This is a genomic window from Bacillus sp. V3B, assembly GCF_024494465.1.
In the GTDB taxonomy this organism is placed as follows: Bacteria; Bacillota; Bacilli; order Bacillales; family Cytobacillaceae; genus Bacillus_BD.
The window spans coordinates 236,569-251,673 of record NZ_JAETXM010000002.1 but is presented as its reverse complement, the minus strand read 5'-3'; the positions used below and the strand labels follow the sequence as shown (position 1 = coordinate 251,673).

The following is a 15,105-nucleotide window of genomic DNA, read 5'->3' as shown; positions in this document are numbered from 1 at the left end:
AGGTGTAGTATGGATACTTTTTATGATGAAAATGGCGGAAGTGTTAAACTTACGTTTTTGAGTGATTCTTTTTCGAAACAGGCAAATCATGTGTTTGTTATTTGTCGTTACAAGGATCAGTGGTTATTAACAAAGCATAAAATAAGAGGTTGGGAATTTCCCGGGGGTAAGAGGGAACAAGGTGAAACTCTTGAAGAAACAGCGATAAGAGAGGTTGAGGAAGAAACAGGAGCACAGATTAAATCACTGCAGTTTATTGGTGAATATGAGGTTACGAATAAAGAGAATTCATTTGTCAAAGCGATTTACTATGCAGAGGTTGAAACATTAACTGGGAAAGAAGATTATTTAGAAACAAATGGGCCGGTTCTCATTGGTGGAGATTTATTAATGCAACGCTTTCAAGGGACCTATAGTTTTATTATGAAAGACAAAGTAGTGGAGAAAGCCCTGAAAAAAATTATGAGGGTTAAAAGAAACAGCAATGATTAACCGTTTCTTTTAATTTCCATTTTTAATGATTTTTTTCTCGAGAAGTTCAACAAGCTGGTACATAAGTGTTGCCAGGATGGCAATCACGAGCAGAGATAAGAAGACAAGCGTAAAGTTGAATACTTGGAAACCGTAAATAATCATATAGCCAAGTCCTTTTGAAGAGACTAAAAATTCTCCAACAATTACACCTACCCATGAGAGACCTACATTTACCTTTAACGTTGAAATGATGGTAGGAAAGGAGGCTGGTAAAATGGCTTCCTTGAACGATTGCATGCGAGTCGCACCGAATGTGTGCAGTACTTTCAAATAGTTTGGGTCGACTTCACGAAATGCTGTGTAGACAACAATGGTCGTGATAATGATGGAAATCATTGCTCCCATTGCCATAATGGATGTAAAGTTAGGTCCGAGTGCAACGATTAAGATGGGGCCTAATGCGACTTTTGGCATCGCATTTAAAACGACTAAATAGGGATCGACTATTTTTGAAAGCATCGGTGACCACCATAATAAAGCAGCTAGTAATGTTCCAAGTAACGTACCTATGACAAAGCCAAAGATGGTTTCTGTTAAGGTGACGCTTGAATTTAGAAGTAGTGAACCGTCCCTAATCTTGTCAATAAGCAATCCCCAAATTTTAGAGGGTGAGCTGAAGATGAGAGGATCGATCCAGTGTTTTTGACTGGCTAGCTCCCAACCGCTGAAAAAAACGATAAAAATGATTAGTTGATAAAAACGGACCAAGCGTTTTTCTCTTTTAAGGGAGGCGATATATTGGTGATGAAGCTGTTCAATATTAGTGGATGCTTTCAAGCGATTCCAGCTCCTTCCATATGGTTTGAAATAAGCTTGGAAAAATTTCATGATTTCGGGCTTGAAAGGGTGGAAGATGACGTAATTCATCTGGAATGATAAATGTTTTATATAGCTTACCGGGACGAGCAGAAAGGAGGAAGACACGATCACTCATTGCAATGGCTTCACCAATATCATGGGTGACAAGAATGGCCGTTTTATGGAATGACTTTAATGTTTCGAAGACAAGATCTTCTAAATGTAGCTTTGTCTGAAAATCGAGTGCTGAGAATGGTTCATCAAGCATTAATAACTTAGGCTCGGTTGCTAATGTTCTGATAAGAGCAACCCGTTGTCTCATGCCACCTGAAAGTTGTTTTGGGTATTGGTTCTCTACCCCTGTTAACCCCATTTTTCCAAGTAAGTTTATGGTGTATATCTTTTTTTCCTTAGTAAGATGTTTACTTAGTTTCAATCCGAGTAAGATATTTTCTTCAATGGTTTTCCACGGAAACAAATAATCCTGCTGAAGCATATATCCGATATCCTTTGCGTCTCTACTGGTTGATTTTCCCTCTAATATGACGAGCCCTTCTGTTGGTTGCAACAACCCTGCAATAATCGAGAGCAAGGTTGTTTTCCCGCATCCACTTGGACCAAGAAAGGATACGAATTCTCCTTCCTCGACCTTAAGGGAAATGTCAGAGAGGGCTGTTGTTGCTGATGTTTTTGTGAAATAGGTGTGGTGTACATCTTCAATCTTTAAAAAGTCCATGATTGCCCTCCTTACATTTACTTTCGCTTTTCTTTATTCCATTGCTTTTTCGGCGAATTCGGTGTTTACGAGGGTGTTATAGTCGATTCTTTTTGGTAGTTCTCCTGCTTCATCCATGATGTCTTGTAAGTTATTCCACTCTTCTTCATCTAAAATCGGATTGGATGCAAAAGAGTCTTGACTTTTATAACGATCCACTGCCATTTCGATGATTTCAGGATCTGTATCTTCAAAATATTTTCCAATTAGTTTGGCTGTTTCTTCTGAGCTATTTTCATTTACCCATTGTTGAGCTTTATAAATGGCACGAGTGAATTTTTCTGCGATTTCTTCATTCGCATTTAAATAACTTTCTTTCGTCATAAAAGTAGTATAAGGGACATGGCCAGATTCTGTTCCGAACGAGGCAACAATATAACCTCTTCCTTCTTTTTCAAACATGCTTGCCTGCGGCTCAAATAATTGTACGTAATCGCCAGTTCCAGAAATAAAGGCATTAGCTATATTGGCGAAGTCAATATTCTGGATTAAGTTTAAATCGTTATGAGGATCAATCGCGTGTAATTTGAGCACGTATTCGCCTACCATTTGCGGCATACCGCCTTTTCGTTGTCCAAGGAATTCACTATCTTTTAACATCTCCCAGTCAAAATCCTCTACTTGATGACGTGAAACAAGAAAAGTACCATCTGTTTGCGTCAACTGTGCAAAATTAATGATAGGGTCTGTTGAACCTTGAGCAGCTACATAAATAGATGTTTCTGATCCAACAAGGGCTATATCAGCACCATCTGAAATAAGAGCTGTCATGGTTTTATCACCGCCCCATGTTGTGGTAAGTTCAATCTGCAAGCCCTCTTCTTCAAAAAAACCTTTTTCAATCGCTACATACTGTGGGGCATAGAAAATCGATCGTGTGACTTCTGCTACTCTTACTTTTTCTAGTTTTTTTTGATCGTCAGAATTGCCTGTGTTACAGGCAACAAGACCAATCATTAAAACAGTAATGACCACCAATAAAAAACTAGCCTTCCACCATTTTTTCATGACAGAGGACCTCCCTTAGCCTGAATATGAATTTTTAAGCCTAGAATAGCGTATGAAAAAAATAAAAATGTGTGAATGCTTAGAAACATGTGAATTATTTGGAGTGGATGTGCAATTTCTTATAAATAAAAAACTCTAAAGTCAAAAAGACTTTAGAGTTAAAAGATTCCTGTTTTGTATCTTTTACTTTTTTATAAACATTTGGGTCCAGTGGTGACCGTTTGAATCATAACCTACACCAATATGGGTAAAATCACGACTTAAAATGTTTTTGCGGTGACCTTCACTATTCATCCAAGCTTGAACGACCTCTTGTGCTGTTCTTTGTCCTTGGGCAATATTTTCCCCTGCTGATTGATAGGACACACCATTATCTCTCATCATGTCAAATGGAGAGCCGTATGTCGGACTTGTATGAGAAAAGTAATTATTTTGTTGCATATCAGCGGATTTCATTTGTGCAACACTATTTAGCTTTGCATCAGCTTTTAACGCAGGAAGTCCATTTTGTTTACGCTCCGCATTCGTTAAATCGATTACTTGTTGAACAGCTTGACTACTATTAGCTGGAGCAGTTTGCTGTTGTTGTTTTGCTGGAGCTTCAGTCGATTGTTGCTGTTGTTGTTTTGCTGGAGCTTCAGTCGATTGTTGTTGCTGTTGTTGTTGTTGTTGCTGTGTTGGAGCTTTGGGCGTTATATCACTTTCTTTTCGAAGTTGTGCTTGCTCCTTCGTATCTTGCTTAGGGTCAGTTGGCAAGAATTGATATCTTGCTTCTTGAATTAATACAGCTCTTGTATGTGGATATTTTTCACTGGACATTGGCGTACTGTAACTAGAAATAATTAAATTATTATCATCGTTTTTATTTCTTGCGCTATTTCTGTTCTTATTCCAATCATTGGTATAATCTTCTGTAAAGGCACCTTGACGATCCCTATTATTATTGTTGTTTACATTAAAAAGATTGTTGTTATCGTTATTAACGTACCGATTATTAGTATAGTCTTCTGTAAGCGGACCGCGGTTATCGAAACCACGATTAGTATGGTTATTCACATTGAAAAGACCGGTATCGTACCTATCAGTTGTTATATTGCTGTTCATACCTTCAGTTCTAGTGTAATTGTTTCTGTTATTTACTCTGTAAAGATTATTATTGTCGTTGTATCTGTTGACTACATTGGTACCAGTGTTATTATTTCTCGTATTCAATGCAGCATCATCATTCGTATTGCAAGCTGCAAGTCCTAATAGTAGAACTGGAACCATTACTACGCTTAATTTCTTTTTTGACAATTGAAATTCCTCCTCTGAAAGTGATCGACTACTCCCTTATTTTTGCTTATCTTTTAAAAAGTATAGGTGGGAATAACCGTCTATTTTGGGAGAAGAAGAACGTATTCTAGTTAGGATGGTTGTATAAATCTAACCATTTCCTCTCATGAAAACAGGTTTGTGAAGGTTATAGCTCTTATGATAAAATAAATTGATGCCAATAACAGGATTAAAATATGTAACAAAACGGAAAGTATATACAATAAGCCCATAAAGAATAAATAATGATCTGTTTTGAAGGTGCTTGTGCTTTTCTTAGAAAGAAGGAATAGTTGTGATTGTAAAAACAGAAGAGGAATTAAAACAACTTAAAGAAATTGGAAAAATAGTTGGAACGATTAGGAATGAATTGATAGCAAAAACGAAGCCCGGGGTTACAACAAAAGAACTTGATGACTTTGCTGGTGAGCTTTTTGAAAAATATGGAGCCATTTCAGGTCCTAAGGGTGAATATGATTTCCCAGGCTTTACGTGTATTAGTGTAAACGATGAAGTGGCCCATGGAATTCCCGGTAAGCGTGTCATTCAAGACGGAGACTTAGTGAATATTGATGTTTCTGGCTCAAAAAGTGGCTATTTTGCTGATACGGGTCTTTCGTTTGTCGTTGGTGAGGGTGACCCTATTTTATTTAAAATTTGTGAAGTGGCAAAAAAAGCATTTGATGCGGGTTTAACGAAATTTAAAGTAGGTTCCAAAAAAAATGCAATTGGAAAAGTTGTTTATCAAACAGCTAGAGAAAATGGTTTAACTGTCATCAAAAATTTAACTGGGCACGGGGTTGGGCGAGCGTTACACGAAGCTCCCGATCATATTTTGAATTATTATGACTCATGGGACAAAGAGCTTTTGCGTGAAGGAATGGTAATCGCATTTGAACCGTTTATCTCAACAGGTGCAGAAGAAGTGTACCAAAAGAATGATGGTTGGACATATGCGACAGAAGATAAAAGTTTTGTTGCTCAAATCGAGCATACGATCGTTGTTACAAAAGAGGGACCTATCATTCTAACGCTTTAACTTCATTCAGCAAATGCTTTTTGTACCGAAAGCTTGCGACAGGTACAGAAGTCCTCCACTTCTGTAAGTGGGGGATGAATGCAAAAAGCTCTCTGATTCAGTGGGGGTTCAAACCCCGGCTGAATGAAGTTAAGCCTCCGGCGGATGCCTCGGATTTTTAAAAGGTAATTGATCGAGCGAGCTCGACGACGGACAGGACGTCCTAGTCAGGCGAAAGCCACAGGATGTGGCTTTCTGAAGCGTGATAAAAATCCGGGCGCAAATTCGGCGGGGCGAATTTGATTAGTGCATAATGACGTTAATAATAGGTATATTAAAAAATTCCTGAGGGCATAGGCCTATCAGGAATTTTTTTAAAGGAGACGAAAATGAAAAATAAGATGATTCACAAACAAAAGTTTCCTTCTCCACATCCGGAGATTGAATTGTCAATTATTACATATCTCTCTAATGGTCTAAAGGTAAAAGGTTTACTTGCTGAGCCAAAAAATAATGAAATCTATGATGGGTTTCTCTATTTACGAGGTGGAATTAAAAATGTGGGGAAAGTAAGACCCGCACGTATTGTCCAATTTGCGTCAGAAGGATTCATCGTCTTTGCTCCTTTTTACCGTGGAAATCAAGGGGGAGAGGGGAATGAAGATTTTGCCGGTACTGACCGAGAAGATGCTTTTTCTGCTTTTCAACTATTATCATTCATCGATAGAGTAAAAAAGGTCCATATTTTCGGTTTTTCTCGCGGTGGTGTCATGGCGTTATTAACAGCCATCAGATTTCCAGAGGCAGCCTCTATCGTTACATGGAGTGGTGTGAGTGATATGTTTCTTACCTATGAGGAACGAAATGATTTGCGAAGGATGATGAAAAGAGTTATAGGTGGGACACCGACAAAAGTTCCGGAGCAATATCAATTTCGCACACCACTCTATGATCTTGAAAATTTAGATTCACCTACCTTAATCATTCATGGTAGAAAAGATCAAAATGTATCACCTGAGCATGCTTATCGGCTTGAAGTTCGTTTGAAAGCACTGGGTAAACAAGTGGATAGCTGGTACTTTAATGAATATACCCACTACTTTCCACCTGCTGTAAACCGGCAAATTGTAACGGATTTAACATCTTGGATGAAAAGACAGTAGGATTAGTGATACTATTGCTATAAGAATAAAAAAAATACTCCTCATATTCATAATGGTGGAAGAATAAATGATCTATATAAATTTAATAAAGGAGTCGATTACAATGGGTATGCCGTTAGAACTCAATACAATGATTGTTACAAAGGGAAGTGAGAAAAGAATCAGTGAAAATGATTTTACTTTAATCAAGAAGGAATATCGCTTGTATCCACTTGAAATTCCGATTGAAGTAAGAAAAACAAGGGATAGTGAAGCTACTGCATTAGCCATTATTAAAAAGTTAGAATGGGAAAAAGAACGAACGACCATTACATACCAGCTTATTTCACTTAATACGACTAACTAAAAATGACATACGAAGAAGTTTCGCTCAGGCATGGCAAAGAACACCTATCTATTGGTGATTCACTATGCACTGTAGCTAGAAAAACATAAAAAAACAGCAACTACTCGCATGCAAGTAGTTGCTGTTTTTATGTTTTTCTTTATTTAAGCGATAGGTCCACCTTTTTGAACAATATCAGCTGACACATGATTAAACTTTTTGAAGTTTTCACGGAATTTAGCTGAAAGTTCTTTTGCTTTTGCTTCATAGGCTGCTTGATCTGACCAAGTTTGATCTGGTTGCAGAACGTTATCTGGTACTCCAGGGACGTGTAAAGGAATTTCTAATCCAAAAATATCGTCTTTTTTCGTTTCTGCATTCGTAAGCTCACCCTCTAATGCGGCGTGCACCATGGCACGGGTGTAGCTAAGTTTCATACGATTTCCCACTCCGTATTCTCCACCAGTCCAGCCTGTGTTAACAAGAAATACGTTTGCGTTGTGTTGACTAATTTTTTCACCGAGCATTTCTGCATAACGTGTTGCTGGCAGAGGTAAGAATGGAGAGCCAAAGCATGTAGAGAATGTTGCTTCAGGAGACGTAACTCCTCGTTCAGTTCCTGCGAGCTTGGATGTATATCCACTTAAGAAATGGTACATCGCTTGTTCTTTTGTCAACTTTGCAATGGGAGGTAGTACACCAAATGCATCAGCCGTTAAGAAAATAATTGTATTAGGATGTCCGGCTACACTTGGATCAATAATATTATCAATTGCTTGTATTGGGTAAGCTGCACGAGTATTTTCAGTTAATGTTCCATCATCATAGTCTGCCTCACGAGTTTCTTTGTTCACAACCACATTTTCAAGTACAGAACCGAAACGGATGGCATCAAAGATTTGTGGCTCTTTCTCATGAGAAAGATTAATACATTTTGCATAACAGCCACCTTCGATATTGAAGACACCATTACTAGACCAGCCATGTTCATCATCTCCGATTAAGCGGCGATTTGGATCAGCTGAAAGGGTTGTCTTTCCTGTTCCAGATAAACCGAAGAAAAGGGATACGTCTCCTTCATGACCTACATTTGAAGAACAGTGCATTGATAAAATTCCATTTTCAGGTAAAAGGTAATTCATAATGGAGAAGATTGATTTTTTTATTTCACCTGCATATTCAGTTCCGCCTATTAGAACGGTCCGTTGTTCAAATGAAATGATAATAAAGGTTTCTGATTTCGTTCCATCAATCGCCGGATCTGCTTTAAAGTTAGGTGCACAAATGACGCTGAATCCTGCATTATGTTCTAATAATTCTTCCTCAGATGGAACAATGAATAACTGATGAGAAAACAAATTATGCCAAGCGTATTCATTAATGACTTGGATGGGCAAGCGGTGTTTTGTATCAGCACCGGCATATCCTTTAAAGACAAACACTTCATTTTTTTCTTTGAGAAAGTCTAATACTTTATTATAGAGATTCGAGAAGATCTCTTTAGAAATCGGTTGGTTCACAGGACCCCAATCAATTTTATCTTTAACGGTATCTTCTTCAACAATATATTTATCCTTCGGCGATCGTCCTGTATATTTTCCAGTTGTTGCTCGCACTGCGCCGGTTGAAGTCAATAAACCTTCCTTACGTTGTAATACTTTTTCTACAAGTTGAGGAACGGATAATTGCATAAGAATATTACTACCTTTTAGAAATTCATCAATTTCTTGTTTCATACTTACAGAATTCATCCGACGGATACCTTCCTTCATTTAATTATGGTTTAATTGTGATTATTCTTTCAAATAGTATAACACATTCATTTTAATAGTCTATACTAATACTAAAAGTTTTTAGTCTTTTCTTGAGAATTGAAAAAATAGCCTAGTTTCTATATAAAAAACAATAAATAATGGAGGGAGGTTAAAGACATTCATTTAGTAGACAAATAAAATGATAAAAGTAATTGACATGCTTTGCACACGTACGTTATGATTTTACTTTGAACGGATACTCTCTTATCCTGAGCTGGTGGAGGGACAGACCCTATGAAACCCAGCAACCTGCTTTAAGAAACTTATTGAAGCAAAGGTGCTAACCTGAGGCAAGGATATAGTCCTTGAACGATAAGAGTGAAAGGCGCGAATCTTTTTGCTTTCAACCTTTTCACTTATTGGGAAGGTTTTTTATTTTGCAATTGGATCATCGACTTTTAATGTATTGACAGACGAATAAGGGTTTTTATAGCTAGTTCTTTAAAAGTTGTAGTCCGATATAGTTGGATAGAAACTCCTTATTTTTTCCATACTACTTAGGGAATGAGTTCCGTATCAATAGGGGATTCGAACGGTTTTCGAGTACCTCATCTTTATATAAAAGGAGGAAATCAGATTGTCAAAACGTCGCTTGTTTACCTCAGAGTCAGTTACTGAGGGGCATCCAGATAAAATCTGCGATCAAATCTCTGATGCTATTTTAGACGCCATTATCGTACAGGATCCCAATGCTCGTGTAGCTGCTGAAACATCTGTTAATACTGGTTTTGTGTTAGTTGCGGGTGAAATTACTACATCTACTTATGTTGATATTCCTAAAATTGTTCGTAAAACGATTAAGGAAATTGGCTATACAAGAGCCAAATACGGATTTGATTCTGAAACATGTGCTGTATTAACTTCAATTGATGAACAATCTGCAGATATTGCTATGGGGGTTGACAAAGCGTTAGAAGCCCGTGAAGGTAATATGACAGAAGAAGAAATTGAAGCAATTGGAGCAGGGGACCAAGGTCTCATGTTTGGATTTGCTTGTAACGAAACAAAAGAGCTTATGCCTTTACCAATTTCATTATCCCATAAGATCTCTCGTCGTTTAGCGCAAGTTCGTCAAGAGGAAATTCTTACTTATCTTCGCCCCGATGGAAAAACACAAGTAACGGTTGAATATGGTGAAAACGATAAACCAGTTCGAATTGATACGATTGTTATCTCTACTCAGCATGACCCTGAAGTTAGTCTTGAGCAAATTCAGCGTGATTTGAAGGAATTTGTCATTTCACCTGTTGTACCAAAAGAACTAATTGATAACGATACTAAATACTTTATTAATCCAACAGGACGCTTTGTTATTGGTGGGCCACAAGGAGATGCCGGTTTAACAGGACGGAAAATTATCGTTGATACTTACGGTGGTTATGCGCGTCATGGTGGGGGTGCTTTCTCTGGGAAGGATCCAACAAAAGTGGACCGTTCTGCTGCATATGCGGCTCGTTATGTAGCCAAAAATATCGTTGCATCGGGATTAGCGGATAAAGTAGAAGTTCAACTTGCTTACGCAATTGGAGTGGCACGTCCTGTTTCCATTGCGATTGATACGTTTGGTACAGGAAAGGTAGAAGAAGAGGTATTGGTAGATATCGTTAGCCAAAACTTTGATCTTCGTCCTGCTGGCATCATTAAGATGCTTGATCTTCGTCGCCCTATTTACAGACAAACGGCAGCGTATGGTCATTTTGGTCGTACGGATATTGATCTTCCATGGGAGCGTACAGATAAAGCAGAGCTATTACGTGAACAAGCATTAAACCAATAGTAGTTATATAAAATAAATAGGATTATGAACGGGAGTTACAGATGATATGTATCTCCCGTTTTGTTATATTCAAACAATACTTATGCGGATATAAATGGAAATCTTATGCGGATATAAATGGAAATATGAAGGATACTATTTATTGTGATTCTCTTGTTTGTCCTGTAAGGATTTATAATACATGCCTTTTTCAACGTATTGTCTTGCAATGCGTTCCATATCAGCTATATCTTCTGACTTTAATTCTCGGACAACTTTTGCAGGTCTGCCAAAAGCAAGGGTACCTGGTGGAATTTTAGTTCCTTGTGAGACGAGACTTCCAGCTCCAATAAAAGCTCCTTCGCCAATTTCAGCATTATCGAGGATAATAGAGCCCATTCCAATTAGAGCTTTTTTTCGAATAATACAGCTGTGGAGAATTACTTGATGACCAATCGTTGCCTCATCTTCAATGATAAGAGGATTATTGGGACTTTGGTGCAGGACGGAATTGTCTTGAACGTTTACTTTTTTTCCAATAATGGTAGGAGCGACATCTCCTCGGATTACGGTGTTAAACCAGATGTTTGATAGGTCACCTATTTCGACATCACCTGTGATGGTAACGAAATCAGCAATGAAAGCAGAATCAGAAATTTTTGGATTTTTACCCATGTAAGGATAGATCATTTTAAACTCTCCTTTAATTAAGATCATAATAGTTTATTCTATTTAGTCATATTTTATCTATTTTACTAATTGTATCTAATAAGTCTATAGATTTGTCAAAGGTTTTGTTTTTACGTCATAATAGAAAAGTAAGATGTATTTATTATGTTAAAAGGTAAAATAACATAACTTATTGAGTATAGATAATTGTCTAGTTTCAGCGCCTAGGGGCTCTTATTTCTAGCCAAGCGGTCAAGAAGGTTAAAGAACAATGGGACGGGGACGGCTCGTCTTATGCTTGTCGCCCTGACCAAGGCGCTTATGCATATCTTATAGGAGGATGTACAATGTGGAAATGGGAAGCGGAAGGGGAAGCAAAAGCAGTTGTGGTGATTGTACATGGTGCTATGGAGCATCATCGCCGCTATGGGTGGTTAATTGAAATGTGGCGTTTGTCCGGCTTTCACGTTATCATGGGTGATCTTCCTGGTCAGGGGATGACAACTAGAGCGAGAAGAGGCCATATCGATTCTTTTGATGAATATATTTTTGAAGTAAAAGATTGGATACAGGCTGCGTATCAATTTGATTTACCTGTGTTCCTTATGGGACATAGTTTGGGAGGATTAATTTCTGTTCGTTTGTTGCAACAAGAAAAAATGAATTTAGCAGGTGTCATTTTATCCTCTCCGTGTCTAGGTTTGATCTACAAACCGTCCAAATTAGTCCATTTACTTTCTTATGGTTTAAATATGATCATGCCAAGCTTGAGATTAAGTAGTGGTCTTACTGTTGAAATGGCAACTCGAAACGAAGAAGTAAGGGATGCCGATAAAAATGACACTTTATATATAACAAAAGTATCCGTTAGATGGTATCGCGAGTTACATCTTGCTATGAAGATGGCTTTTGAAGAAATTGATACAATGCAGGATATCCCTTTTCTTGTTATGCAAGGGGGGGATGATCAAGTTGTGAACAAACAAATCGTCAACAAATGGTTCAATATTGTTCCATTATCAGAAAAAAGGTTTAAAGAATGGCCTAAATGTTATCATGAAATTTTTAACGAGCCGGAACGTGAGGAAGTTTTCGAGTATGCGAAGGATTTCTTTAACAGTCAGCTAAAATCAATTGGCTATATCGTATAAGTGAGGTTTTTATTATGTCCGTTCCTACTATACCAATTATCTTAATGTCTCAATCATATCGTAAAATATTTCCTTGTGCTCATCAAGAGCTTTCTTATTGGAAGGAGCGAGCAGAGAATATTCCTGATCCAGAACTGCGTAAACAAGCACTAGCAAGTATTGAACATAAAACATTTCATTGTGAAGGTGGTTCTATCATGGCACTTATGGCAAAAAGCTATTACCATAAGGCCATTCGTTTTATTGTTGCCTACCAAACCATTAGTGATTATTTAGATAATCTTTGTGATCGAAGTACATCTCTAGACCCAGCTGATTTTGCTGCCCTTCATGAAGCGATGAAAGATGCTATTACAGCTGGAAGGGTAAATGGCGATTACTACCGTTTTCGCGATGAATGTGATGATGGAAATTACTTGTTCGATCTAGTCGCTACATGTCGTGAAGTACTAGCAGGTTGCAGTCATTATGATTCTATTAAAGAATACTTACTTGAACTGTGTCAGTATTATTGCGACTTGCAAGTACATAAGCATGTAATTCCAGCTGATCGTGTACCGCGCTTACAAAGCTGGTTTCATGATCATCAAAAAAACATCCCTAAGATGGAGTGGTATGAGTTTTCGGCATGTTCGGGTTCTACTCTAGGTATTTTTTGTCTTGTTTCTTACGCATTTAATTCCGATTTTGAAAAGCACCATGTCCGGCAAATACGAAATGGATATTTCCCTTATATTCAAGGTTTGCATATTTTATTAGACTATTTAATTGATCAGGAAGAGGATCTAGCAGGTGGAGATTTGAATTTTTGTTTTTATTATAAAAACGAAGAACAGCTATTTTCACGTTTAAATCATTTTATAAAAGAAGCGGATCGTCATACTGAAAAGCTTCCATACAAACGATTTCATCAATTGATTAATCGAGGGTTGCTTGCGCTATATTTATCAGATGAAAAAGTAAGAAAACAAAAAAATGTGCGTAGGTTGGCAACAGATATGATAAAAGTAGGTGGGCCTAGCTGTTTCTTTTTCTTTATCAATGCCATTGTGTATAGGAGATTCCAAAAGGGTGCTAGTGGTAGAAGTATAAAGAGTGTAAAAAAAGGATTAGCTCGTTATATTGGCTAATCCTTTTTTTCAATAGCGATAATAAAAGGGGGAGAATTGACTTGGTTGATAAAATCATATCGCAACACATCTGCTTTCTTTTGATCAATCGTTTTTACATATTGCAAAAGACTGTCCCGCTCACCTACTCCTCCTACATGACCATGGTAGATGACAATGACAATGATTCCTTCAGGAGCCATAATAGAAAGAAGTTGTTTAACGGCTGAAATCGTCGTTGCAGGCTTGGTAACGATTGATTTATCTCCACCTGGCAAATAACCAAGATTAAAGATAGCGGCTGTTATTTTTCCGTGATGTGAAGAAGGAATGCATTCACTTAGATGTTCATGTCCCTTTTTGAGTAGTGTTACGCGGTTTATTAATTGTGACTCTTCTAGGTGACGGTGACTGTTGATAAGAGACTTTTCTTGTATATCAAAGCTGAATACATGTCCATGTTCACCGACTAGATTTGCAAGAAATACTGAATCATGTCCATTTCCCAATGTAGCGTCTACCACGACATCTCCGGAGGTAATAGCTGTTTCTAAAAGTTTTTTTGCAAAAGGTAGAACTTTTTTTAACTTCATGCTTTTACTGCACTCCAGTATTTTCCCTGCCAGCTGTTACGACGTAAGAGCTCGTCATCAATGGCATTGAGAACCTCCCATTTATGAACACTCCACATCGGTCCAATCATTAAATCAATTGGTCCATCACCTGTAATACGGTGAACAATCATTTCAGGTGGTAATATTTCTAATTGGTCACAAACTAAGTTTACATAATCATCAAAGGATAAAAATTTAAGCATTCCTTTTTCATATTGCTTGACCATGGGTGTTCCTTTTAATAAATGAAGGAGATGAATTTTGATGCCTTGTACATCAAGCTTGGACACTTCACGAGCTGTTTCCATCATCATTTCAGGCGATTCAAGGGGCAGGCCGTTAATAATATGAGAACAAACTCGAATCCCATGCTTTCTCAATTTTTCCACACCTTCTACATAAGATGGGAAATCATGAGCTCTGTTAATTAAATTGGCTGTGCTTTCATGAACGGTCTGTAGTCCAAGCTCCACCCAAAGATAAGTTCGTTCATGAAGTTCTGCTAAATATTCCACTACATCATCTGGAAGGCAGTCAGGTCTTGTTGCAATCGATAGACCGATCACACCTTCTTCGTTTAAAACAGCTTCGTATTTTTCTCTTAAAACATCAACCGGTGCGTGAGTATTTGTGAATGCTTGAAAGTAGGCCATATACTTCCCATCTTTCCACTTTGAATGCATTTTCTCTTTGATCTCATCAAACTGTTTGATAAGATCATCCGCACGGTTTCCAGCAAAGTCTCCCGAACCAGCAGCACTACAAAAGGTACAGCCACCATGTGCGACCGTACCGTCACGATTCGGACAATCAAATCCGCCGTCTAAGGCAACTTTAAATACTTTATGGCCAAATTTATTTCGCAAATGGTAATTCCATGTATGATAACGTTTTTGATCGCTTGCATATGGAAAAGGGTTATTCTGATTCAAATCAGAGACCTCCTTTAAATTCGAATTTAATTATTTTATCACGAAGTACGCTTGTTTCCAATTACTAAAATGAGGCTGCATAGAACTGGAAGCCTTTTTGTGCGCGTAGAAAAAGAAGAATGGAG

The 15,105-nt window shown here is 37.8% G+C and carries 15 protein-coding genes and 1 riboswitch; of the genes, 7 read left to right on the top strand and 8 right to left on the bottom strand.

What is annotated here, in order from left to right:
- Positions 1-9 precede the first annotated feature (9 nt).
- Positions 10-492: an RNA deprotection pyrophosphohydrolase gene (gene ytkD / locus JMM81_RS05635; RefSeq protein WP_256240550.1), complete on the top strand. Its 483-nt coding sequence runs from the start codon at positions 10-12 to the stop codon at positions 490-492.
- Between the two features lie 9 nt (positions 493-501).
- On the opposite strand, the gene JMM81_RS05630 is transcribed toward ytkD, so the two are convergent.
- The 4 genes from JMM81_RS05630 to JMM81_RS05615 form a co-directional block, all read right to left on the bottom strand.
- Positions 502-1,311, bottom strand: coding sequence for an ABC transporter permease (locus tag JMM81_RS05630; RefSeq protein ID WP_256240549.1), 810 nt, complete (start codon positions 1,309-1,311; stop codon positions 502-504).
- Positions 1,295-2,068, bottom strand: a complete 774-nt coding sequence (locus tag JMM81_RS05625) for an ABC transporter ATP-binding protein (RefSeq protein ID WP_256240548.1) — start codon at positions 2,066-2,068, stop codon at positions 1,295-1,297. The genes JMM81_RS05630 and JMM81_RS05625 overlap by 17 nt, the downstream gene beginning before the upstream one ends.
- A gap of 33 nt (positions 2,069-2,101) precedes the next feature.
- Positions 2,102-3,115 carry an ABC transporter substrate-binding protein gene (locus tag JMM81_RS05620; RefSeq protein WP_256240547.1) on the bottom strand — a complete coding sequence of 338 codons (1,014 nt, stop codon included), beginning with the start codon at positions 3,113-3,115 and terminating at the stop codon, positions 2,102-2,104.
- Between the two features lie 183 nt (positions 3,116-3,298).
- Positions 3,299-4,219: a CAP domain-containing protein gene (locus JMM81_RS05615; RefSeq protein WP_256240546.1), complete on the bottom strand. Its 921-nt coding sequence runs from the start codon at positions 4,217-4,219 to the stop codon at positions 3,299-3,301.
- Between the two features lie 505 nt (positions 4,220-4,724).
- On the opposite strand from JMM81_RS05615, the gene map reads away from it, so the two are divergent.
- From map to JMM81_RS05600, 3 genes are all read left to right on the top strand, one after another.
- The gene (map, locus tag JMM81_RS05610) at positions 4,725-5,468 is read left to right on the top strand and encodes a type I methionyl aminopeptidase (RefSeq protein WP_256240545.1); all 744 of its coding nucleotides are present in this window, start codon (positions 4,725-4,727) and stop codon (positions 5,466-5,468) included.
- Positions 5,469-5,836: 368 nt separating this feature from the next.
- On the top strand, positions 5,837-6,610 hold the full coding sequence (locus JMM81_RS05605) for an alpha/beta hydrolase family protein (RefSeq protein WP_256240544.1): 774 nt from the start codon (positions 5,837-5,839) through the stop codon (positions 6,608-6,610).
- Positions 6,611-6,713: 103 nt separating this feature from the next.
- Positions 6,714-6,956, top strand: a complete 243-nt coding sequence (locus tag JMM81_RS05600; protein WP_256240592.1) for a DUF2584 domain-containing protein — start codon at positions 6,714-6,716, stop codon at positions 6,954-6,956.
- A 143-nt stretch (positions 6,957-7,099) separates the two neighbouring features.
- Here the strand turns inward: JMM81_RS05600 and pckA are convergent, their stop codons facing one another.
- A complete protein-coding gene (gene pckA / locus JMM81_RS05595; RefSeq protein ID WP_256240543.1) occupies positions 7,100-8,686 on the bottom strand; it encodes a phosphoenolpyruvate carboxykinase (ATP) in 1,587 nt (528 codons plus the stop codon).
- A gap of 264 nt (positions 8,687-8,950) precedes the next feature.
- Positions 8,951-9,068: riboswitch (SAM riboswitch) on the top strand.
- 258 nt (positions 9,069-9,326) lie between these two features.
- Between pckA and metK the strand changes: the two genes are divergently transcribed.
- A complete protein-coding gene (gene metK, locus JMM81_RS05590; RefSeq protein WP_256240542.1) occupies positions 9,327-10,526 on the top strand; it encodes a methionine adenosyltransferase in 1,200 nt (399 codons plus the stop codon).
- Positions 10,527-10,661: 135 nt separating this feature from the next.
- On the opposite strand, the gene JMM81_RS05585 is transcribed toward metK, so the two are convergent.
- Positions 10,662-11,195, bottom strand: coding sequence for a gamma carbonic anhydrase (locus tag JMM81_RS05585; RefSeq protein ID WP_256240541.1), 534 nt, complete (start codon positions 11,193-11,195; stop codon positions 10,662-10,664).
- Positions 11,196-11,521: 326 nt separating this feature from the next.
- Between JMM81_RS05585 and JMM81_RS05580 the strand changes: the two genes are divergently transcribed.
- Together JMM81_RS05580 and JMM81_RS05575 are read left to right on the top strand one after the other, a co-directional pair.
- The gene (locus JMM81_RS05580; RefSeq protein WP_256240540.1) at positions 11,522-12,325 is read left to right on the top strand and encodes an alpha/beta hydrolase; all 804 of its coding nucleotides are present in this window, start codon (positions 11,522-11,524) and stop codon (positions 12,323-12,325) included.
- Positions 12,326-12,339: 14 nt separating this feature from the next.
- Positions 12,340-13,455: a tetraprenyl-beta-curcumene synthase family protein gene (locus JMM81_RS05575; protein WP_256240539.1), complete on the top strand. Its 1,116-nt coding sequence runs from the start codon at positions 12,340-12,342 to the stop codon at positions 13,453-13,455.
- On the opposite strand, the gene mnmM is transcribed toward JMM81_RS05575, so the two are convergent.
- Both mnmM and mnmL read right to left on the bottom strand, forming a co-directional pair.
- Positions 13,452-14,027 (bottom strand): tRNA 5-(aminomethyl)-2-thiouridylate-methyltransferase MnmM, encoded by a 576-nt coding sequence (gene mnmM / locus JMM81_RS05570; protein ID WP_256240538.1) that lies wholly within the window; start codon positions 14,025-14,027, stop codon positions 13,452-13,454. The two genes, JMM81_RS05575 and mnmM, sit on opposite strands and share 4 nt — an antisense overlap.
- Complete coding sequence (mnmL, locus tag JMM81_RS05565) at positions 14,024-14,980, bottom strand: tRNA modification radical SAM protein MnmL/YtqA (RefSeq protein WP_256240537.1); 957 nt, start codon at positions 14,978-14,980, stop codon at positions 14,024-14,026. The genes mnmM and mnmL overlap by 4 nt, the downstream gene beginning before the upstream one ends.
- Positions 14,981-15,105 lie beyond the last annotated feature (125 nt).

Coding starts and splice junctions, on each gene's coding strand:
- ytkD (WP_256240550.1), top strand. CDS start 10: ATGGATACTTTTTATGATGAAAATGGCGGAAGTGTTAAACTTACGTTT.
- JMM81_RS05625 (WP_256240548.1), bottom strand. CDS start 2,068: ATGGACTTTTTAAAGATTGAAGATGTACACCACACCTATTTCACAAAA.
- JMM81_RS05620 (WP_256240547.1), bottom strand. CDS start 3,115: ATGAAAAAATGGTGGAAGGCTAGTTTTTTATTGGTGGTCATTACTGTT.
- JMM81_RS05615 (WP_256240546.1), bottom strand. CDS start 4,219: ATGAACAGCAATATAACAACTGATAGGTACGATACCGGTCTTTTCAAT.
- JMM81_RS05605 (WP_256240544.1), top strand. CDS start 5,837: ATGAAAAATAAGATGATTCACAAACAAAAGTTTCCTTCTCCACATCCG.
- JMM81_RS05600 (WP_256240592.1), top strand. CDS start 6,714: ATGGGTATGCCGTTAGAACTCAATACAATGATTGTTACAAAGGGAAGT.
- pckA (WP_256240543.1), bottom strand. CDS start 8,686: ATGAATTCTGTAAGTATGAAACAAGAAATTGATGAATTTCTAAAAGGT.
- JMM81_RS05585 (WP_256240541.1), bottom strand. CDS start 11,195: ATGATCTATCCTTACATGGGTAAAAATCCAAAAATTTCTGATTCTGCT.
- JMM81_RS05580 (WP_256240540.1), top strand. CDS start 11,522: ATGTGGAAATGGGAAGCGGAAGGGGAAGCAAAAGCAGTTGTGGTGATT.
- JMM81_RS05575 (WP_256240539.1), top strand. CDS start 12,340: ATGTCCGTTCCTACTATACCAATTATCTTAATGTCTCAATCATATCGT.
- mnmM (WP_256240538.1), bottom strand. CDS start 14,027: ATGAAGTTAAAAAAAGTTCTACCTTTTGCAAAAAAACTTTTAGAAACA.